This window comes from Peptacetobacter hiranonis, from assembly GCF_008151785.1.
In the GTDB taxonomy this organism is placed as follows: domain Bacteria; phylum Bacillota; class Clostridia; order Peptostreptococcales; family Peptostreptococcaceae; genus Peptacetobacter; species Peptacetobacter hiranonis.
Genome location: NZ_CP036523.1, coordinates 1,160,593 through 1,181,101, shown reverse-complemented (window position 1 = coordinate 1,181,101; position 20,509 = coordinate 1,160,593). Strand labels below are relative to the sequence as shown.

The 20,509-nt window shown below is 29.7% G+C and carries 18 protein-coding genes; 16 read left to right on the top strand and 2 right to left on the bottom strand.

Annotation, left to right across the window (positions count from 1 at the left end; all coding sequences use genetic code 11):
* The first annotated feature begins 49 nt into the window (after positions 1-49).
* From KGNDJEFE_RS05470 to KGNDJEFE_RS05440, 7 genes are all read left to right on the top strand, one after another.
* Positions 50-559 (top strand): hypothetical protein, encoded by a 510-nt coding sequence (locus KGNDJEFE_RS05470; RefSeq protein ID WP_006439512.1) that lies wholly within the window; start codon positions 50-52, stop codon positions 557-559.
* A 718-nt stretch (positions 560-1,277) separates the two neighbouring features.
* Complete coding sequence (locus tag KGNDJEFE_RS05465) at positions 1,278-1,637, top strand: GntR family transcriptional regulator (protein WP_006439511.1); 360 nt, start codon at positions 1,278-1,280, stop codon at positions 1,635-1,637.
* A gap of 78 nt (positions 1,638-1,715) precedes the next feature.
* On the top strand, positions 1,716-2,432 hold the full coding sequence (locus tag KGNDJEFE_RS05460; RefSeq protein WP_040410256.1) for an ABC transporter ATP-binding protein: 717 nt from the start codon (positions 1,716-1,718) through the stop codon (positions 2,430-2,432).
* The gene (locus KGNDJEFE_RS05455) at positions 2,425-3,258 is read left to right on the top strand and encodes a hypothetical protein (protein ID WP_006439509.1); all 834 of its coding nucleotides are present in this window, start codon (positions 2,425-2,427) and stop codon (positions 3,256-3,258) included. Before KGNDJEFE_RS05460 ends, KGNDJEFE_RS05455 begins: the two co-directional genes overlap by 8 nt.
* Before the next feature lie 12 nt (positions 3,259-3,270).
* Positions 3,271-4,563 (top strand): hypothetical protein, encoded by a 1,293-nt coding sequence (locus KGNDJEFE_RS05450; protein ID WP_006439508.1) that lies wholly within the window; start codon positions 3,271-3,273, stop codon positions 4,561-4,563.
* Entirely contained in the window at positions 4,556-5,335 is a 780-nt protein-coding gene (locus tag KGNDJEFE_RS05445; protein ID WP_040410255.1) for a hypothetical protein, read from the top strand. Before KGNDJEFE_RS05450 ends, KGNDJEFE_RS05445 begins: the two co-directional genes overlap by 8 nt.
* 12 nt (positions 5,336-5,347) lie before the next feature.
* Positions 5,348-6,565, top strand: a complete 1,218-nt coding sequence (locus tag KGNDJEFE_RS05440; protein WP_006439506.1) for a hypothetical protein — start codon at positions 5,348-5,350, stop codon at positions 6,563-6,565.
* A 39-nt stretch (positions 6,566-6,604) separates the two neighbouring features.
* Here the strand turns inward: KGNDJEFE_RS05440 and KGNDJEFE_RS05435 are convergent, their stop codons facing one another.
* Positions 6,605-7,444 carry a MerR family transcriptional regulator gene (locus tag KGNDJEFE_RS05435; RefSeq protein WP_006439505.1) on the bottom strand — a complete coding sequence of 280 codons (840 nt, stop codon included), beginning with the start codon at positions 7,442-7,444 and terminating at the stop codon, positions 6,605-6,607.
* 332 nt (positions 7,445-7,776) lie between these two features.
* On the opposite strand from KGNDJEFE_RS05435, the gene KGNDJEFE_RS05430 reads away from it, so the two are divergent.
* From KGNDJEFE_RS05430 to KGNDJEFE_RS05390, 9 genes are all read left to right on the top strand, one after another.
* Positions 7,777-9,492 carry an ABC transporter ATP-binding protein gene (locus KGNDJEFE_RS05430; RefSeq protein ID WP_006439504.1) on the top strand — a complete coding sequence of 572 codons (1,716 nt, stop codon included), beginning with the start codon at positions 7,777-7,779 and terminating at the stop codon, positions 9,490-9,492.
* On the top strand, positions 9,476-11,242 hold the full coding sequence (locus tag KGNDJEFE_RS05425; RefSeq protein ID WP_006439503.1) for an ABC transporter ATP-binding protein: 1,767 nt from the start codon (positions 9,476-9,478) through the stop codon (positions 11,240-11,242). The genes KGNDJEFE_RS05430 and KGNDJEFE_RS05425 overlap by 17 nt, the downstream gene beginning before the upstream one ends.
* Before the next feature lie 622 nt (positions 11,243-11,864).
* On the top strand, positions 11,865-12,428 hold the full coding sequence (locus KGNDJEFE_RS05420) for a tyrosine-type recombinase/integrase (protein ID WP_006439502.1): 564 nt from the start codon (positions 11,865-11,867) through the stop codon (positions 12,426-12,428).
* A 162-nt stretch (positions 12,429-12,590) separates the two neighbouring features.
* Positions 12,591-13,565: a choloylglycine hydrolase gene (bsh, locus tag KGNDJEFE_RS05415; protein WP_006439501.1), complete on the top strand. Its 975-nt coding sequence runs from the start codon at positions 12,591-12,593 to the stop codon at positions 13,563-13,565.
* A 273-nt stretch (positions 13,566-13,838) separates the two neighbouring features.
* Positions 13,839-14,576, top strand: coding sequence for an HD domain-containing protein (locus KGNDJEFE_RS05410; protein WP_006439500.1), 738 nt, complete (start codon positions 13,839-13,841; stop codon positions 14,574-14,576).
* 448 nt (positions 14,577-15,024) lie between these two features.
* Positions 15,025-16,203 carry a metallophosphoesterase gene (locus tag KGNDJEFE_RS05405; RefSeq protein ID WP_006439499.1) on the top strand — a complete coding sequence of 393 codons (1,179 nt, stop codon included), beginning with the start codon at positions 15,025-15,027 and terminating at the stop codon, positions 16,201-16,203.
* Positions 16,204-16,548: 345 nt separating this feature from the next.
* Positions 16,549-17,808, top strand: a complete 1,260-nt coding sequence (locus KGNDJEFE_RS05400; protein ID WP_170239656.1) for an IS91 family transposase — start codon at positions 16,549-16,551, stop codon at positions 17,806-17,808.
* Between the two features lie 87 nt (positions 17,809-17,895).
* Entirely contained in the window at positions 17,896-18,123 is a 228-nt protein-coding gene (locus KGNDJEFE_RS05395; protein ID WP_118549764.1) for a hypothetical protein, read from the top strand.
* 257 nt (positions 18,124-18,380) lie between these two features.
* Positions 18,381-18,911, top strand: a complete 531-nt coding sequence (locus tag KGNDJEFE_RS05390) for a TIGR04002 family protein (protein WP_006439498.1) — start codon at positions 18,381-18,383, stop codon at positions 18,909-18,911.
* A 161-nt stretch (positions 18,912-19,072) separates the two neighbouring features.
* Here the strand turns inward: KGNDJEFE_RS05390 and KGNDJEFE_RS05385 are convergent, their stop codons facing one another.
* On the bottom strand, positions 19,073-20,257 hold the full coding sequence (locus KGNDJEFE_RS05385; protein ID WP_006439497.1) for a hypothetical protein: 1,185 nt from the start codon (positions 20,255-20,257) through the stop codon (positions 19,073-19,075).
* Positions 20,258-20,509: the final 252 nt, after the last annotated feature.

Genomic DNA, 20,509 nt, shown 5'->3' with positions numbered 1-20,509 from the left:
AAAAGCGTTTCCATTGTGATATAATTTCCTTCAAACGGAGGTGTTGTATATGATAAAGAAGATAACTATGCAACAAGCTATATTTATGCTATCAAACTTACAAAAGAAGGAAGCTAAACTAAAACAGCAGTTTTATGGCTCTTGTAGGGATATACCACTAAAAAAAGATGGTGAATCTGTTGTAAGTCAGGAATTGGTAGAAAAAAATATAGACAGATTTAAAGAATATAAAGCATTACTAAAAGATATCGTAAATCTAAAGAAAGCTATCCATGCAGGAAACAATAAGGTCGTTTATGAAGGCAAGACATTAAATGATTTATTAATAGAGGCAAAAACAGGTAGACAGTATTTAAGTCTATTAGAGGTAATGATTCATGATTCAAGAATCAGCCTAGAGCCAAACTTAGGTGTGATAGAATACGGAAATCCAAATATTGAAATGTTTGAAGAAGAAATAGAGTCACTTGATTTAGAAAATAAACTAAATGAACTATCTCAACTAATAGAAAAACTAAACACTGAGGTGGAAATAGAAGTAGATCTAGAAAATGCATAAGGGAAAGAGTATAACTACTCATCGGCTCCAGACTTCAGCGCCCCACTATGTTAGAGTAACACATTTAGAAGATGTGGGGCGCTTGCAGAATTGTCGCTGATAGAGTAGTTATAACTCTTTCCATAAGCTTATGCACTTGTTTCTAGTGAAGAGTTTGATGAAGTTTGTAAATTTGTTGTAGGTAAATATTTTTTGAAATATAGTAGCCGTATAAAGACGAAAAAAGCTTATTATATAGAAAAACGAATTTCGATTTTACAATTTTCATTAATTTACATATTACGAATTACGAATAATTAAAAGAACAGTAAATCAATCATTGTAAACAACGAAATTGTACGGCGATGGCTGGATTTTTTCTGGCAAAAACTAAATGGTAGAGAGTTTTGCTTTTAGATTTATCAACTGAGCATCTGATTTAATTCAGGTGCTCTTTTTTTATTGAAAAAGTAACAAAATTGTTACTTTACAGATTAGGTGTACTACCATTATAATACAGTTAATAGCAAAAGTATTTTCAAAAAAGTGTACTGTCTGTGTAGTACATCGAGATAAAAATAATTAAAATCTCACCACACAATCGTGATAGGAGCTGCCGTACTTCTATCAATTATTTTTACCTAGTGTGTACTACACAGATAATACGCTAGCCAAATGAGGAAAAAATTTTTTATAAGAAGTGTACCACATAAATAGTACACCTCGGAAAGGAGAATTTATGTATTTCGAAATAGACTCAAGCTCTCCTATATATTTACAGATAATAAAAAATATAAAAAGAAGAATAATAATAGGGGAATTAATGCCAGGAGATGAGATTCCATCAAGAAGGGAAATGGCATCAAGTTTAAAAGTAAATCTTAACACAGTACAGAAAGCATATAAGGAGATGGGCGATATGGAATTAATAACAACATTTGGAAACCATCAGAGCAGAATAACATCAAACCCAGAGATAATAGCATCTCTAAAGGCTGAGATGGTTAACGAATCTCTTGAAAAATTTATCAAGGATATGAAATCAATAAAGGTTGAAAAAGAAGAAATAATAAAATTAATAGAAAGATTTTACGACTAAAAATAACTAAAATTCGTATAAAAATTTTGCCAATCTATTTTTTAAGAGCTATTGATTATGGCAGAAGAGGAGGACAAAATGTTAGAAGTAAAAAATGTCAGCAGATCATTTAGAAAGCTGAGTGGAATAAAATACAAAAAATTCAAAGCTCTAGATGATGTAAGTTTCAATATAGAAAAAGGTAAGGTAACAACCTTACTTGGAATAAATGGTGTTGGTAAAACAACAGTTATGAAAATAATGGCTGGACTTATCAAACCAGACTCAGGAGAAGTGCTTGTCGATGGTGAAAAATTCAACCAGAATAGCTACAACAAGGTTGCATTTGTTCCAGATATAAACATACACTTCGCAAACACAAAAATATCAGAAATGTTCGAGTTTATGGAAGTATTCTACAAAAACTGGGACTCTGAAATGGCAGAGGAAATGCTAAAAATATTCGGATTAAATGAAGAAGATATAATAGATAACCTATCAAAAGGGAACATAGCTAGAGTAAAACTAATAATAGGATTTGCTCAGAAGCCAGAGTATCTATTATTAGATGAACCATTCTCAGGAATAGACTTCTTCAAAAGAGAAGAGTTTATAAGTTTAATACCGGAATACATGAATGAAGATCAGGCTATTGTAATCACTACTCACGAAATATCAGACATAGAAAACATAGTAGATGATGTAATCTTCATAGATGAAGGAAAATTAGTAATGAACATAAATGCAGAAGAACTTAGAGAAAGAGAAAACCTATCAATTCTTGAAAAGATGAGGGAGGTATATCAAAATGAGTAAAATACTGGCACTTTCAAATATAGAGCTAAGAAAGAATCTAAAGTTCTATTCTATATACTGTGCCACAGTATTGGTATCTATCATAGCTGTTAACGGATACTACATTTATATGTCAGCTACTACATACAATTTAACAGAAATGTATAGAAATCAAATCGGCGGAGTATTTTATGGGGCTATGATTCTTGAAGGAAACATGGTTATTCATCTTTTATTATCTTTAGGCGTAATGGGAGCTATTTTATACACAGCTGCAATATGGTTAAAAGATTGGAATGGAAGCCATAAAAATATATACACTTATATGATGATTCCAGGAAACAAGATGAAAATCTATGCAGCAAAAATGATGAACTCATTATTTTTTGTATATATGGTTATGATTTTTGAAACAATAGCATTATTTATATCAAAGTTAATATTTAATGCAACATTTGCATCAAAGTGTAACTTAATAGATTCGTCATTTAACTCAGATCTTTCATTTGCATCTGATACATTATTTGTTTGCTCAAATAAAGTAGATTTCCTAATAGAAAATATACTTTATGTATTTGTAGGAATAACTGTAATATCTACACTTATGATAATAATTATGAGTATGAAAAACAAAACTGTAGGATTTGCTGTTTTAGGAATATTTGTATTTGTTGCATCTATTTTAGGAATAAATACAGGGAATGCAAGTTCTAAAGTTTATCAGGCACTATTAAATATGGGAATAACTGATAACATAATTGTTGCAAATATTATAATAGCTGTTATTGTTTTGATAATATGCACAGCGATTTCATATTTTCTTTCTAATAGAAAAATGAGCGTGTAAAGGAGGGATATTATGAAATTAAAATTAAAATCAAAAATAATACCCGTCGGAATAATTGCATCTATAGCAGCTTTTATGCTTATGTTTGCAAAAGAAGGACACAATACTTTAAATATTTCGGCAATCAAGGGTAATTTAAAAGATATGAATGGAATATATGCCGAATTAGAAGGAACAAATGGAAAACATTCAAAAGTAAAATATGCTATTGGTAAAAATGGAGTTGTATCAAAAGTTGAGCTATTAAAGCAATCTTCTGATACACAGGATGCGATAATAACAAAAGTTGGAAAAGATCCTCATGACATGATAGCATATGTAGGACTTTATCAAGAGTTTCCAGAAGTTTCTAGTACAACAGATGATTTTGTAAATAAATTGGTTATATTAAAAGCTAAGAACGAAAAATATATACCTGAAAAGAATATGAATGTTGCAGAAAGTGAAAATCAGACATCTATTGCAGAGATAGATTCTACAAAGTACGAAAAGACTATGATTAACTTAAATAGAAGTATCAAGTCTGGTAAAGTAAAAAATCCGATGGAAGAGTTAGGAGAGGGATTTAACCCTAGCTTAAACTACGCATTTAGAAAAGATGGAAATATATTTGCATTTATAAGTTATGTAATGGATGATTCAAGTACACAGTTTGAAGTACTAAAAATAAATCCAGAAACTTTAGATGTAACTACTGAAAGCAAGTTTAATTATAAAGGTGTTGGCGCAGATGGAATGTCGATATACGATACATTTATGGATAATGGAAAAATAGTGTATCTTGCAGAGGACTACAATCCAGAAAATGAAAAAGAAGAAAGAGTAGTATTCTTAAAATACGATTTAGCTAAGAAAAACTACTCATCAGTTGAAAGAACTGATTTTAAACTAGGAGATAGTTTTGGTTATTCAATAAATAATGGAATGCTTAGTCTGCGGAACGTTTTATCGTACAAGGACGGAAAAAAGTTAGATGAATACTTAATAAATTCTTTTGATGTAGACTTAGAAACTATGGCTATAAAAAATTACAGTGAACATAAAACTAATAATAAAACAACTGATTACGATTTTCCAATCAAAAGTATATACATAGATGGGAAAAATTTAGTTTATATTATTTCAGAAACATATCTAACAAATCCTAATGAACCTACTATTTCTGGAGTGTCATCTCCGGTACTTTTCAGAATATTAGATAGAGATTCTGGAAAGATGAAATTTGAAGGGAAGGTAACTAATACAGGTACAAATTACACTAACAATGTAGATTTTAAACTGAAAGGAGATGGATATAATGAGTAATAATATACTGTATCTTTTCGGTAATGAGCTTAGAAAAAGTAAGCACGATTATATGATTGTAGCTGTTGTACAGAGTTTGATCTGGATAGCATCGTATATAGTATCGATTGTAAAATACAATAAATTATATGTGGATGTATCAACAGCTGGATTAGATTTAGGAACTGGGACAACAGTGGTTACAATACTTGATATGCAAAGATTTGGAATTACAATACTTGCGGTAAGTGTTGTTTATGCAGCTTTTATATGGATGAGAGAGTACACATCGGGACATAAGAGCATATACACAATAATGATGCTTCCTCAGGAAAGACATCATATATTTATAGTAAAATTCTTAAATGCAGTTACTATGTTCTATATGAACTTAATCCTATTCATAGCAATTACAATACTAGTTTGTCTAGTAGCTCCATTTGTTATGAATGGTGGAGTGTTTATGAATCCATTTACTGCTATGATGCACTCAAGTTTAGCAACAGCAATCTATATGCCTATGACATTTAGAAACTTTTTAGTTACAGATGTGCTAATTGTTGCAGCAAATACATCTTTAATAGCACTTGCATTTTTAATAAATAGATTTTGTATGTACAAAAGCGGATTTGCAAAATTTATCTCTGTTGTTGTAAGTATAAGCTTATTCGTATTTATGCTGTTTATGTCTTTCATATTAGTATATGAAACAGAAGTCATATATATGGCTGTTATTTCGATAGTAGTAGGATATTTTGCTTCTAAATATATTCTACAAAGATTAGAGTTTTAGGAGGGCAGAACGATGAAAATTACAAAACGACGGAAAATGATACTATCTTCTGTTCTCGTAGCAATGGTTGCAATAACTGCTGGATTTGAAATTAGTTCAAGTCAGGTTATGAAACCTATATCTCAGACAGGAGATATTAAGGAGATGGAAGATATTTCACTAGTATCTCAGAAAAATATAACAGGAAGAACAAGATTTGCTATATTTGGCAAAGACGGTAAGAAGATAGAATACGGAAAGCATTTCTTGACAAGAAACTTTTTAAGCTCAGACATAGGGCTAAAAGAGTATATGGATTTAACTAAGAAAAATATATTTGATACATATGATTTAGCAGTAGGAGATAAAATCTACTTCTTATCACAGAGAATAGAGGATGAAAAATCTTCTCTAGTTGCTAAAATATACGATAAAAAGTCTGGATCTACCGTAGACAAAAAAATTCCTATAAAAGAAAAAGATACACAGACTATATCACACTTAACTAATTTTATAGAAAAAGACGGTAAATTCTACGCATTAGTTTCATCAGATCAGGAGCTTGTATCTGTAGTTTCTCTTGATTTTGATAAAGAAAGTTACAAAATATTAAATACATTTAAAGAAACTGCAGATTTATCTCCAAATCTATTTGTACAGAGCTGGAATTCAAACGATAAATATATATACATATTGATGAGAAACATAAGTGCACAAGAAGGAGATATAGTATCAAACTCTCTACTTAGATATGATTTTAAATCTAATAAATTCTTAAAACCTCTTCCATTAAGAGGAATAGAAATTAATGACGGATTTGAATATATAGATACTATGTTCCTTTATGAAAATACTAATGATAAGTTTATCATATACACTGGAAACGCAAAAGATAAACATCTGTACAAAATCACTTATGATTTAGAAACTTTGAAGCTAGAAAAGAAAGAAAAGCTTAATTTAGAAATTGATAGTATCATGGCTCAAAGAAGATACAACAATAGATTTGTAGGTAGTACTGCTGATGATTCAAGAATGATGCTTTTAGATGGTAAGATATACTATATTTCAGCAGTTAAGACTAATCTTCTTAGAAATGCTGATTCTACAGGTGGAAATGAAGTAAATATTTCTGGAATGAATACATCTGTATTGAAAATATTTGATATAGAAAAAAATAAAGTAGTATATGAAGCAGATTTTGATTCATTAGATATAGAGTCACCAATATTTATAAAAGGAAATAAATAGGAAAAAAGCTGTTGCAAACTTTGCAGCAGCCTTTTTAGTCTATTCTTTGATTTCAAATATTATCTTAGTAACATATTGCTCTGGGTCTGAAACTGATAAATCTGTAATTAGATATTCCTCATATACAAATTTACCTAGTTTTATATTATTCTCATCTACATAATCCAAAATAGATTTATAAGTTTCGTCTAATTTTTCATATGGACCAATATGTATTCCTGATAAGTATTTTCCTTTTTTTCTTGTGTATATATTTTTTCCTTTCTTCTTATTAGTGTAAGTATATAAATAAGTAAATTCTGAATTTGTATTTGTATCAGTTAGTTTTAATAAATCAGACTGAAACATTGTCCCAATTTTTTGGTGAGCAGATAAGTTATTGCTCTTTAAAAACTTTGCATACTCGATAACAAATTCGCTGAAACTGGTATTAATAGCATCGTTTGAATTTCCGCTCAAAAGAAGATTTACCTCATCTAATTCCTCAATAAAAATATTTTCTTCTTTATATTCTGGCCTAGAATATTCCATTCCAGCTTCTGCTACAAATTTCTGAACTTCTATATGTTTTTTTAATTTCTTTAAATGTTTTATAGTTTTGTTTATCTCTTTTTCCTTTTCATTTAATAAATCCATAAAAATATCTGGATTTCTCTTTTCCATATAAATCTTTATATCATCTAAACTCATTTTAAGAGTTTTAAGCGTGTTTATCATCATAAATGTATCATATTGGAAATACGAATAATATCTATATCCTTTTTCATCACAAAATGCAGGTTTAAAAAGATCTATCTCATCATAGTAGAATAATACGTGTTTAGGAACATCACATAGAGCTGCGAACTCTCCTGTAGTTAGAAATTTTTCTTTACTCACAAAATCAACTCCTTTTATTTATATAATTTATACAATTACTTTTAATTTATCTAATCACTTTAAAATATTTTTTGAAATTTATCTAAAATACAACAGAAAAATTTATTTTTTTATGCTTATTTTTATACTACAATATATTTTAAACATAATCAATAAGCAATAAAATATTTATAAAAATATTGATATTTCAACGATATTAAATACTATTTTAATCTATTATAAAATTGACTAATTTACTATTGACTATAAAGTAACCTTATACTATAACATAATAATTAGACAATTTAATATTTTAAGAAAGGAATGATGCTATGAGACTTATCTTACATTACATGAAAAAATACAAACTACTAGTTTGCATCAATATAATTTCTGTATTCGGGTTTGTCCTTACAGAGCTTGGAATTCCAACAATATTAGCTGATATGATAGACTTTGGTGTATCTACAGGAAACAAAGCTTATCTATACGGTGAAGGTTTAAAGATGGCTGGAATTTCAATACTTGGAGTATCTGGAACAATCCTTTTAGGTTATTGTTGTTCCAAAATTTCAACTAGTATCACACACGATATTAGAAAGGATATGTATGAAAAGATACAACACTTTTCACATGAAGAATACAACAAATTTAAGATAGCGAGCCTTATAACTAGAGTAAACAACGATGCATTCCAAATTCAGTTATTCGTAAACGTGCTTTTAAGAACAGCACTTATGACCCCTGTTATGCTAGTTACAAGTCTTTTTCTTACTTACAGATCTAGTGTTCAGCTATTTTCTGTAATATTTGCGACTATACCTCTAATAATTATCGGTGTTATCTTTGTTGCAAAGGTTACAGGACCTATATCTGAAAGACAGCAGGCAGGACTTGATGATATGAACAGAATATCTAGAGAAAGTCTTACTGGTGTTAGAGTTGTCAGAGCTTTTAATAGACAGCACACTGAACAGGAAAAATTCTTAGAAACTAATGAATTCTTCACTAAAAACTCTAAGAGCCTATTTATGATAATGCAGCTTACTCAGCCAATATTCTTCTTAGTTATGAATATTGCTGTATGCCGGATATTCTACTTTGGAGCAAATCTTGTAAGTCAGAACGCACTAGAAGTAGGTAGAATGGTTGCTTTCCTAGACTATTTATTCCACGCTATGATGTCTATGATGTTCTTCTGTACAGTATTTATGATGTACCCAAGAGCAAATGTAAGTGCAAAGAGAATTAATTCTGTTCTTAATAAAGAGCTTTCTTTAATAAATGATCCTAAAACCGAAATAGTTGACAAAGATACAAACACTATTTCTTTCAATAATATAGGATATGAAAAAGATGGTAAAAAGATATTAGATGGTATATCTTTTGAAGCTAAAACAGGACAGACAATAGCAATAGTAGGAAGCACAGGTTCTGGGAAGAGTACTCTTTCTAAACTTATCCCTCGTCTTTTTGATTGTACAAGCGGAGAAATTATGTACAACAACACAAATATAAAAGACTTCGATGTTGAAAGATGGAGAGAAAAAATAGGATTTGTTGCTCAGAAGGCGTTCTTATTCAAGGGAACTATAAGAAGTAATGTATGTTTTGGTAAAGCTGATGCTACAGATGACGAAATAATGGAAGCACTTGAATTAGCTCAGGCTACAGAATTTGTAGCAAGTAAAGAAGATGGTATTGATTCTGTAATAGAAGAAAATGCTGCGAATTTATCTGGAGGTCAGAAACAGAGGCTTTCTATTGCAAGAGCTGTAATAAGAAAACCAGATATATACATTTTCGACGATGCATTCTCTGCGCTAGACTTCAAAACAGATGCTGCTTTAAGAAAAGCATTAAAACCCGTTACTAAGAATTCGATAATGTTCATAGTAGCTCAGAGAATTTCTACTATTATGGATGCAGATAAGATTTTAGTTTTAAATCACGGTAAATTAGAAGCAGTAGGGACTCACGAGGATCTTATGGAAAACTGCCCTCTTTATAAAAATATTGCTGAGTCACAGATTGGAGAGGAGGCGATAGATTATGGCGAAGAAGCTTAAAAGATTTGAGTCTATAAATACTCTATTAAAATATCTAAAACCTTACAGAAGAGGATTTATAATTTCAATAGTTATGCTTGTTGTAACATGCGCTGCAATGGTAACTTCTCCAAACGTTGAAGGGATGATTACAAACAGTATCTTAAAAGATGTAACGGATTTAGCTAAAGGCGTTCCAGGAGCTCGCTTCCACATGGAAAATGTCATAAAAATTATCATTTTACTTCTATTTATATACGCTGTTAAAACAGCTGCTCAGATGATAAGTATGATTTGTATAACAAATTCTATCCAGGATACAATGAAGGATTTGAGAAATGCTTGTATAGAAAAAATCAACGCACTTCCTGTTAAAACTCTTGACTCTCATCCAAAAGGGGATATACTGAGTAGAATAACAAACGACATAGATGCTATTTCAAATGCAATGCAGCAGACATTTATGAATGTAATAAGTGGTGTACTTATGGTTTGTTTTGCTATATTTATGATGTTTAGAGTAAATTTAGTTATGACATTGTGCGTACTAGTTATAATTCCAATTTCTTATATTATCATCAAAAAGATAGCAAAAGTTTCTCAAGAAAGTTTCGATATTCATCAGCGTGCACTTGGTGATCTTAGTGCAAATGTAACAGAAAGTTTTTCTGGATATAATGAAATAATTCTTTTTGGTAAACAAGAAGAATCTGTAAAGAAATTTGAGAAAATCAACGAAAACATAAGAGAAACTGCTTACAAAGCACAATTCTTATCATATTTAATGTCACCTCTTTTATCTTTACTTACTTATCTTGCTATAGGTGTTGTTTCTGTAATAGGAACAATATACGCAATAGGTGGTGTGATAACTGTTGGTCAGCTTCAGGCATTTGTTAGATTTATCTGGCAGGTAAATGAACCGCTAACACAGGTATCTCAGTTATCATCTCAAATTCAGTCGGCATTATCTGCAATGGACAGAATTCATGAATTTATAGAATATGAAGAAGAAACAGATGTTGAAAGAAAAGAAATGGTATTCGACGGAAATGTAGAATTCAAAGATATAAGATTTGGATACGGTAAAAAAGAAGTACTTCATGGAGTATCTTTATATGCTAAAAAAGGTGAGACTGTTGCGATTGTTGGACCTACAGGTTCTGGTAAGACAACAATAGTCAACCTGCTTATGAGATTTTATGATCCAAACAGTGGAAGTATTGCAATAGATGGAGTTGATTCAATAAACATCAATAGACGTACTTTAAGAGATAACATAGGAATGGTTCTTCAGGATACTTGGTTATTCACAGGTAGTATAAGAGAAAACATAAGATTTTCAAAACCTGATGCAACCGATGAAGAAATTGAACAAGCTTGTAAATATGCAAATGCAGATGAATTCATCTCTACACTTCCAAAAGGATACGATACTGTAATAGATGAAGAAGCTGATAATATATCTCAAGGTGAAAAACAGCTTCTAACAATAGCTAGAGCAATATTAAAAGATCCGAAAGTTCTTATACTTGACGAAGCTACTAGCTCAATAGATACAAAAACTGAAAAAAATATACAGGATGCTATGGACTACCTAATGGAAGGTAGAACAAGCTTCATAATAGCACATAGATTATCTACAATTAAAAATGCAGATAAAATTCTTGTGTTAAAAGACGGAAATATAATAGAATGTGGAAACCATAATGAGCTTATGAAAGAAAATGGATTCTACGCTAATTTATATAACTCACAATTTAATAATTAATTGCTTAAAAATATAAGATTTAGCAGAAAAATTTCGACCTCTTAGATTCGATTCTAAGAGGTTATTTTTATGCGTTAATATAAACTATCCTTTAATTATTTTTATGTTCTTAAAATCGAAATTTGAGAAAGTATAAAAACTGCGTATAATCTATAAAATGCGCAGTTTATATTGCAACCATTGGAAACACTGGGTTTCAGGAATGGAGTTTTTGAGGAGTGAAAATAACACGCAGTTTATTTTGATAAAAAGCGCATTTTATGTTACTATATAGTTAATGGTGGTTGAATCAAATTTTCTAATTCTTATACTTATTTGCGTATTGAACTTATAGACAAACTTCTCTCCAGGCTTCGACGTGCGTGTATGTAAATTATCTTGTTGTAATCAAAACCCACGTCTGCAGATTGTCGAGTGCGTTTTGTCTATAAGATTCAATACTATAAGTTGATTATATTGATTAGAAAATTTGATTCAAACCACCATTTGAGAAGTTACTAAATTCAAAGCATATTTTTTAGTAGTTTATAAAAATGAAATAAATTTATACTAGATTATTAAGGATACAAACATATAGTTAACATAATAATGTTATGTTAATCTTTTGAGTAAGGAGGACAAGATGAGACCGTTAGAGATTTATGAGTATAGTCAGATTATGGATTTGTTGGATAGTGGTTTTCAGTATAGGGATCATGAGAATAGGAAGAGAACTTTTAGGCCAAATCCAAAGGTAAAGATGGCTCTTTTTTTAGAGACAAATTTAGGTCTGAGAATTTCTGATATAAAGAGATTGAAGATAAAAAACTTCAAAGGAAGTAGACTTGAGATTACAGAGAAGAAAACAGGAAAGCTTCAGTATAGAGAGATTAATCCTGAGATAGTCGATATTGTAAAGGATTATGCTATAGAGAATGGGCTTAGGTTAAATGATAATTTGCTTGATATTGGGATAAGAAATGTTCAGCAGCAGTTAAAGATTATTACAAATTATCTTGGACTAGAAAATATCAGTACACACAGTTTCAGAAAGTTGTATGCTACACTTCAATACGAGAAAAGTAATGGAAATATCGAGCTTATAAAAGAGCTTCTAAACCATACAAGTATTGCAACTACTCAGAAGTACATAAGAGTTAGTCAGCAAGAAATAGACAAAGCAAGTAGAGAATTCTTACTTAAATAAACACATTAATTACACATACTAAGATTAAATACATATATAACACTCTTTGAATTCATAGATTTATTACACAACAGTGATATATTTGAAACTGTAATTAAAGGTAATGATTTTGTGAGATGAAAAATAATATAGACTAAACTCTATTATTTCAAGGAGGTCAATATGTGTACAGCAATAACTTATAAAACAAAAGCACATTATTTTGGGAGAAATTTCGATTATGATATATCTTATGGGGAAAAAGTGGTGGTAACACCTAGAAATTTCCAATTTAAGTTTAGAAAAGAAGGAAATTTAAAAACTCACTATGCTTTTATAGGAGTAGCTGCAGTGATAGAAAATTATCCTTTATACTATGATGCAACAAATGAAAAAGGGCTTAGTATAGCTGGATTGAACTTCCCTAAAAATGCTTTTTACAATGAGTTTATTGAAGGAAAGATAAATATCTCTCCATTTGAATTAATTCCATGGCTTTTAGGTAGCTTTGTAACAGTTGAAGAAGCTAGAGAATCTCTAGAAAACTTAAATCTTGTGAATATAAACTTCAACGAGCAACTTCCACTATCACCACTTCACTGGATGATATCAGACAAAAATGAATGTATAGTAGTTGAAAGCGTAAAAGATGGATTAAAAATATACGACAATCCAATAGGAGTTATGACAAATAGCCCTACTTTTGACTATCAAATGTTCAACTTAAACAATTATCATAACATATCAACAAAAGATCCAAAAAATCTATTTTCAGAAAAAGTTGATATGGATATCTATAGTCGTGGGATGGGAGGTATTGGAATGCCTGGTGACTTATCATCTATGTCACGTTTTGTAAAAGCTGCATTTACAAAACTAAATTCTATAGCAGGGCACTCTGAAGATGAAAGTGTTTCCCAATTTTTCCATATTTTAGGATCTGTTGAGCAGCAGAATGGTCTTTGTGATTTAGGCAATGGAAAATACGAAAAAACAATATATTCATCATGCTGCAATATAGATGAAGGTATCTATTACTATAAAACATACAACAATAGTCAAATAAATGCAGTTGATATGAATAAAGAAAATCTTGATAGCTCAAATTTATGCGTATATCCTCTAATAAACGAGCAAAATATCAATCTTGTGAACTAAAAATAGCTTACCCCTAATATAAGCTCTTATTTTAGATTTTAAAAGAATTTATTTTTTCGACAATCAAACACAAGAGAAATATTTTACAAGCACCTTAAAAACGATTTTAAAAGGTCGTTTTTGAGGTGTTTTTTTTATTATTTTAAAATTAAGCAACATAATATTATTATGTTAACTATAAAATTATAAATTTTACAAATACGTTTAAAATTAATTCAATTTGGGTATTTTTATTTTCAACCCAGTATTTATATTGAGGAAAGGGAGTTAACTATGTCAGAAATAAAAAATATCGAAAATACAAAAAGCGACTTTGAAATAAATGAAGAAAGCAAATACATAAAAACATATTTATTTATAAAAGGATACGCTGTTGCAAAGAATTTTCAGCAGACTATAATTGCTCTATCTTTGGCAAAAAGATTGCATGAGGGACAATACAGACGAGGTGGAGATCCATACATAACGCATCCTTTGAAAGTATGTAATACTTTGATTTCTTGTGGAATAGAAGACGATACTATTTTGGCAGCTGCACTTCTTCACGATGTTTTAGAAGATTGCCAGGATAAGCTAAAAGATAATAGAGAGGAATTTGTAACTGAGTACGGATTATCTCGTGAGGTTTTAGAAATAATCACAATACTTACCAAAGAATCTGGAATATCAGATGACGAACTCCAGGTATATTTTGATGGAATAAAGAACAATGGAAAAGCTCTTTTAATAAAATTGAGCGATAGACTTCATAATAGCTCAACATTATATTCATTCCCTTATGAAAAATTAGTTAAATATATTGATGAAACAGATAGATTTATCATACCTATTGCAGATTATGGTAATGATTATTATCCAGAATACACAAATGCAATCAACTTATTGAAGAGCAATATATTCTCTTTGAATAGAAGTATGCGTATAATGCTTGAAAAATCTGAGCATCAGATAAGTGTATTGAAAAATGAAATTGAAGAGTTAAAATTAGAGATTGAGAAGTTAAAATCTTAAAATTTGAGATAAATTACTACAATATATCAAAACTGTAAAAGCAGAAGAAGATATAGAAGATAAAACTTATAAAATGTCTAAATTTAGATATCAGTTGACAATCTTTGCTTTTATCATTGCGATAACTCAGTTCATTTTAACATTATCTAGTTTATAAAAAATAAAAATTATTATAATATAAAATCTGATATTTTGGTAAAACTCATATAATTTTAGAAATTATTATCTAAAATTATATGAGTTTTTTTGCATTATATACATAAAAAACTACCGTTCATACAATAATCAACAAATTTTACTTCTAAACTGATAAAATAAATATAAAGAAATTTTAATTAATCTAAAGATTACTTAAAGAAAGATTTGAATTACTTCTAATATAAATATAACTAGTATATAATTAAAAAAGTGAATTAAAATCAAGAATATAATTAGAAAGAGGTATATAATGAACAAAAAATACGTAGCAATAGGATTGGTTGCAGCTCTTCTAGCTGGTGCTGTATTCTACAAAAAGACACATGAGGCATCGATAAATGTCCTTGCAACTACAGACATACATGGTGCTACTTCAAGGGCAATGATAAAATATGTAGAGGATAAAAGAAAAAATGGTGAAGCTGATTTAGTTGTAGACTCTGGAGATTTCTGGGGATCAGAAACTTACGAAATGCAGGAGTGGTTTGATGGAACTAGACCTACATTTGATGAAAATGGACGAGTAAGATTCTATGGAAAGGATCTAGATGGGGATGGATTCAATGAAACAGACAGCGATATAAACGGTGATGATATACCAGATATGATAGTTGAAAAAATTGGAGAGCCTCGTGAAGGTCAAGCTCCTTTAATAAGAGACTTAGAAAGAATGAAATTTGACTCAGTTACTTTAGGTAATCACGAATTTGTAGAAAACAGCCAAGAAGAATTTGATTATTTAGTAAATGAACTTAATAAGGCTAATATTTCAGTACTTTCAGCAAATCTATACAATAATAAAACAAATAAAAACGTTGTAAAACCTTATATAGTTAAGGAAATTAAAGAAGGTCCAAATACTATAAAAGCAGCAGTTTTAGGACTTACACTTCCTGAAGTTGCTGAGCCGTATAAATGGGAAGAGGGAAAAGAAAGACCAACTTACACAGGTGATTATAGTCTATCTTCTTTGGAGCAGTACAATAATCAGTATAGATTAGATGATTTAGTGAAAGAAGCAAATAAATGGGCAAAATATATAAAAGAAAATGAAAATCCAGATGTCGTTATACTTACAGTCCATTCTGGAGAGGAGCCTAAAAAGCCTAGACATCCTGGAAATAGAGTTAAGGAAATTGCGAGAACTGTTGAAGGAATTGATGCAATAGTTGCTGGACATACACATATAACTATTCAGGAGCATGAGTTTAAGAACGAAAAAACTGGTAAAGAAGTTCTAGTTACTCAGCCATCTGCTAGAGGTGGTGGAATTTCTGATATAGATTTAAATCTTAAAAAGAAAGATGGAAAATGGACTGTTGTTTCTGCAAAGAGTAAGGTTCATGAGTTTGATATATTTGACGGAAGCAAGGTGGATTATGAAAAAACACCAATGAGTGAAGTATATAAAAAAGGATACAGATTATAATATATCGGTGTCGCAATTCTTTTCAACAGCAAATTTTGCATACAACACAATTATTTGCTCTCCAGGCTTCAGCGACACGCACTTTTATGTAACACATTTATAAGTTGCGTGTCGCTTGCAGAATTGTCGATGCAAATTAATTTGTGTTGGCCTACAAAATTTTATGCTGTTGAAATAGAGATTGCGACAATATTGTAATCTGTTGACATGAAAAGTAAATAATTATGAATTATATATTTGTAGTTAAATACTTATATATGGCTATTGTGTTTTGCAATAGCTTTTTTTATTCCTAAGGAAATTATAATAATTTAAAACTGTGGAAAACTTATGTACAATAGTAATATGAATGTATTGAAAAAACAAAAAGATGAAAAAATCATTAAGAAAATATTAAAAAATCACTTTGAAGAATTCAAACTAAAATATTGGAATAAAGTTAGAAGAGAAATGAGGGATCAGATAGAAAATACTGTAATAAAGGCTTTAAATTGTGGAAATATAGAAAAAGGATATATAAAACATAAATGTATAGACTGTGGAGAGGAGTATATTCAAGGGTTCACTTGTAAAAGTAAGTTTTGCACAAAGTGTGGAAGAAAATATTCTATGGAATGGGCAGAAAAACAGGTAGAAAATATTCTTGATGTTTCTCATAGACATGCAGTTTTCACAATTCCAGAGGAGTTAAGAGTCTATTTCTACAGAAAGCGAGAGCTTTTAAAAGATTTACAAGATGCTACATATAAGGTATTAGATAGTTTTCATAAAAAGAAAACAAATGGAGATTATGAATTAGGGGTAATTGCTGTAGTACACACTTTTGGTGGAGATTTAAAATGGAATCCTCACATACATGCCTTATACACCGAAGGTGGAATAGATAGAAATAATAAGTGGTTTAAAAAATTAGATTTCATACCGTATACATATATGAAAAAAGTATGGCGAAAGTTGGTACTAGATATAATAAAAAACAACTTTAGAGATAGAAAAACTAGAAATTTGATAAATAAGTTATATAAGAAAGAATTCTATGTAAATGCAGAAAGACGTTTAACTAATATAAAACAGGCAACTCAATATATAGGTAGATATTTGGCTAGACCAGCTATCGCTGAGTATAGAATAATTAATTACGATGGGAAAAATGTAACTTACTGGTATGAAAACAAAAAACCTAAGGGAAAAAGAGAAATAACTGTAAATGTATTAGAATTTATAGGTAAAATAACCCAACATATTCACCCGAAGGGTTTTAGAGTTGCAAGAAGATACGGTCTATATTCAAGAGTAAAAAATAAATTAAGCATAGAAATATTGAAATTATATAATTTTATGAGACACAGAAATATATCTAAGCTGATAAAAAAGAAGAATACAGTAAAGAAAAATTTTAAAGATAGATTGATAGAATCATTTGGAGTAAATCCTTATATTTGTAAAAAGTGTGGAAAAGACATGATTCTATGGGAAATATGGCATTATAAATATGGATTAATATATAATGTACTAGATAAATCAAATTATAAAAGAATAATCTACGAAGAAATTATAGAAAAAGAAATTTCTTTGAATACAACAACACAAAAAGAATTATTTTAAAAGTCTATTAAATAGGCTAGCTTTGCTATACTCAAATATAAATAATAGTGTATAATTAGTGTAATTAAAATTATTAGGAGAAATAGTATGCTAAAAGAATTAGAAGAAATGAGTAAAGGACAAAAGTTATACAATTATGAATGTAAGTCTTGTGGATTTGAAAAAGGAGTACCAGAATTTATATTAGAAGAACTAAGACAAGATGCATTCTTTTCATTGGGAGCGATAGCTTCGCTAAATGAAAAAAATATGCCAGAATTAATTTGTCCTAATTGTGGAGCTAAATTTGAATACAAAAAAACTGACGACCGTTAGGTGTCAGTTAAAGGTACTGTCACAAGAACACCTTTTAAAGGTGTTCTGTGGCAGTATTTTTTATGCTTCAAATATAAAATAAATAACAAAAGAATAATTGTATGCTTACAAAATTAATGTAATCATACAATTATAGAGATTAAAGAAATTTACACAAACATATTTCAAAATTGTATGATATAAGTTATTATATAACCATAGAAAAAAACAGTTTGTACTGTTTTAGGAATAATTGTTTTACCAAGGGGGATAAAAAAATGAGCAATGAAGAAACAAACAAAAAAACGAGATTAATTGTACTGGCAGCATTATTAGCAGCTTTAGTATTTTTAGCAACAGCCTACATCCTTCATATACCAGTTGGAGGAAATGGAGGATATGTACATGTAGGGGATGCGTTTATTTACTTAGCAGCAGTATTACTTCCAACACCATATGCAATGGCTGCAGCTGCAATAGGAGCAGGACTTGCTGACATAGCAACGGGAGCTGCTATATGGGCTATACCAACAATGATAATAAAACCGATATTAGTACTTTTCTTTACAAACAAAACAGAAAAGATAATAAATATGAGAAATGTTGTAGCAACTTTAATAGCAGGAATAGTAGGAACTGTACTTTATATGCTTGCAGAAGGAATTATGATAGGTAGTATTCAGGCAGCATTTGTTATGAGTCTTGTAGGACTTGTACAGCCTTTAGGAAGTGCAATAGTATTTATAATAGTAGGGCTTGCATTTGATAAAGCAAACATAAAAGTAAAATATCATTTATTAGCAGCATAAATTAAATAAAGATAAAAATATAATAAAAAATATTAAATATTGATAGCTATTTGTTATATAGTTACTCCCCAAGAATAGTGCAAAAGAAAAACACCTGAAAAGGTGTTTTTCTTTTGCATAAAAAACCCTGAACAAAAGTCCAGGGTGATTTTATATATTAATTAATTTGTTATACCATATTTTTTCTTACAAACTTCTAATGCTTCAAATAAACCTGCAACTATTCTCTTTAACTGATCTTCATTGAAGTCTACATACTTAGCCATATCAAATCCTTCGCTCATACCTCTGTATAGATAGTACATTTTGTCAGCTGAGAATTCAGGGTTTGCATAAACAGAAACATCTAGTTTTTCAGCAAGACCTTTTCTTATTTGTCTCATCTGCTGGAAGTCAAATTCAGGATTTGCAAGAAGAGAAACTTCAGATCCTTCTTTTATAGCCTGTCTTATTTCGTACATCTGATGCATATCAAAATCAGTAGTTGCATAAGGTTTTACATCAAGTCCTATTCTAAGACCTTTTCTTATTTCACACATCTGTTCTGCATTGAAATCAGTAGTTGCGTAAACAGAAACATCACAGTCTTCCATTAAACCATGTCTTATTTCATACATCTGTTCTTTAGAGAATTTAGGTTTTGCAAATGCGTTTACATCAACGTGTTTTTCAAGACCTTTTACTATCTGTTCTAATCTATCTCTATCAAATTTATAGTTTTCCCAAGATGTAGTATCTAGTCCATCATTTTTGTAATGAGCTATTATATTAAGCTGCTGCTGAGTTACATTTTCTCCTGATGCAAGTGCATTTCCAACACATTCTTTAACTAATTTAACTCTATCTTCAAACATATTCTCATTTGAAGGGTCAGCATAAGAACAAACATCTATACCAGCTCTAAGCCCTAATATAACCTGCTGTAACTGATATTCTGATAAATTATCTATATCAAATGGAGATAAATCAAGTCCTGATTTTAAAGCTCCAAATATTTCTGCCATTTTATAGCTGTCGTATTTTTTCTTTGCATAAAGAGAAACATCAAGACCTTCTTTTAAACCTTTTGATATCCAGTAAAGCTCCTGAGAAGAGAAACCATCTCTTACATATTTAGAAATATCATTTCCATTTTCTAATGCTTCCCTTATAGTCTGCATATCCTTGCTGTCAAATTTAGGATCGGCATAGATAGAAACATCCAGATTAGCTTTTAAACCAAGTCTTATTTCTCTCATCTGTGCACTGTCAAAACATTCATTTCTATAAATAGAAACGTCAAGACCAGAGCTAAGACCTTTGTTTATTTCTCTAATCTGATTTGCATTGAATTTGTTAAATTTCATTGTAATCAACTCCCAAAATTATTTTACTTATACATATTTTATAAATTGTTTAAAACTTATTATAATAATTATAATATAAAAAGTAAACGATTTCTATACATTTTGAAATTTGAAAAAATAAGAAAAAGAAAATATATTTATTTTGTATTGGTACAATCTAACAATAAGTATAAGATTGTACTATTATCTGAAACGTTTGAAGAAGTTATAGTATAATATAATTGTAAAAATTAGTTTACAAAAATTAATTCT

Bases quoted from the DNA above. Each gene is read 5' to 3' on its own strand.
- KGNDJEFE_RS05425 (WP_006439503.1), top strand. From the start codon at position 9,476: ATGGCGAAGAAGCTTAAAAGATTTGAGTCTATAAATACTCTATTAAAA.
- bsh (WP_006439501.1), top strand. From the start codon at position 12,591: ATGTGTACAGCAATAACTTATAAAACAAAAGCACATTATTTTGGGAGA.
- KGNDJEFE_RS05400 (WP_170239656.1), top strand. From the start codon at position 16,549: ATGAATGTATTGAAAAAACAAAAAGATGAAAAAATCATTAAGAAAATA.
- KGNDJEFE_RS05460 (WP_040410256.1), top strand. From the start codon at position 1,716: ATGTTAGAAGTAAAAAATGTCAGCAGATCATTTAGAAAGCTGAGTGGA.
- KGNDJEFE_RS05420 (WP_006439502.1), top strand. From the start codon at position 11,865: ATGAGACCGTTAGAGATTTATGAGTATAGTCAGATTATGGATTTGTTG.
- KGNDJEFE_RS05390 (WP_006439498.1), top strand. From the start codon at position 18,381: ATGAGCAATGAAGAAACAAACAAAAAAACGAGATTAATTGTACTGGCA.
- KGNDJEFE_RS05440 (WP_006439506.1), top strand. From the start codon at position 5,348: ATGAAAATTACAAAACGACGGAAAATGATACTATCTTCTGTTCTCGTA.
- KGNDJEFE_RS05385 (WP_006439497.1), bottom strand. From the start codon at position 20,257: ATGAAATTTAACAAATTCAATGCAAATCAGATTAGAGAAATAAACAAA.
- KGNDJEFE_RS05450 (WP_006439508.1), top strand. From the start codon at position 3,271: ATGAAATTAAAATTAAAATCAAAAATAATACCCGTCGGAATAATTGCA.
- KGNDJEFE_RS05445 (WP_040410255.1), top strand. From the start codon at position 4,556: ATGAGTAATAATATACTGTATCTTTTCGGTAATGAGCTTAGAAAAAGT.
- KGNDJEFE_RS05470 (WP_006439512.1), top strand. From the start codon at position 50: ATGATAAAGAAGATAACTATGCAACAAGCTATATTTATGCTATCAAAC.
- KGNDJEFE_RS05395 (WP_118549764.1), top strand. From the start codon at position 17,896: ATGCTAAAAGAATTAGAAGAAATGAGTAAAGGACAAAAGTTATACAAT.
- KGNDJEFE_RS05405 (WP_006439499.1), top strand. From the start codon at position 15,025: ATGAACAAAAAATACGTAGCAATAGGATTGGTTGCAGCTCTTCTAGCT.
- KGNDJEFE_RS05410 (WP_006439500.1), top strand. From the start codon at position 13,839: ATGTCAGAAATAAAAAATATCGAAAATACAAAAAGCGACTTTGAAATA.
- KGNDJEFE_RS05455 (WP_006439509.1), top strand. From the start codon at position 2,425: ATGAGTAAAATACTGGCACTTTCAAATATAGAGCTAAGAAAGAATCTA.
- KGNDJEFE_RS05430 (WP_006439504.1), top strand. From the start codon at position 7,777: ATGAAAAAATACAAACTACTAGTTTGCATCAATATAATTTCTGTATTC.
- KGNDJEFE_RS05465 (WP_006439511.1), top strand. From the start codon at position 1,278: ATGTATTTCGAAATAGACTCAAGCTCTCCTATATATTTACAGATAATA.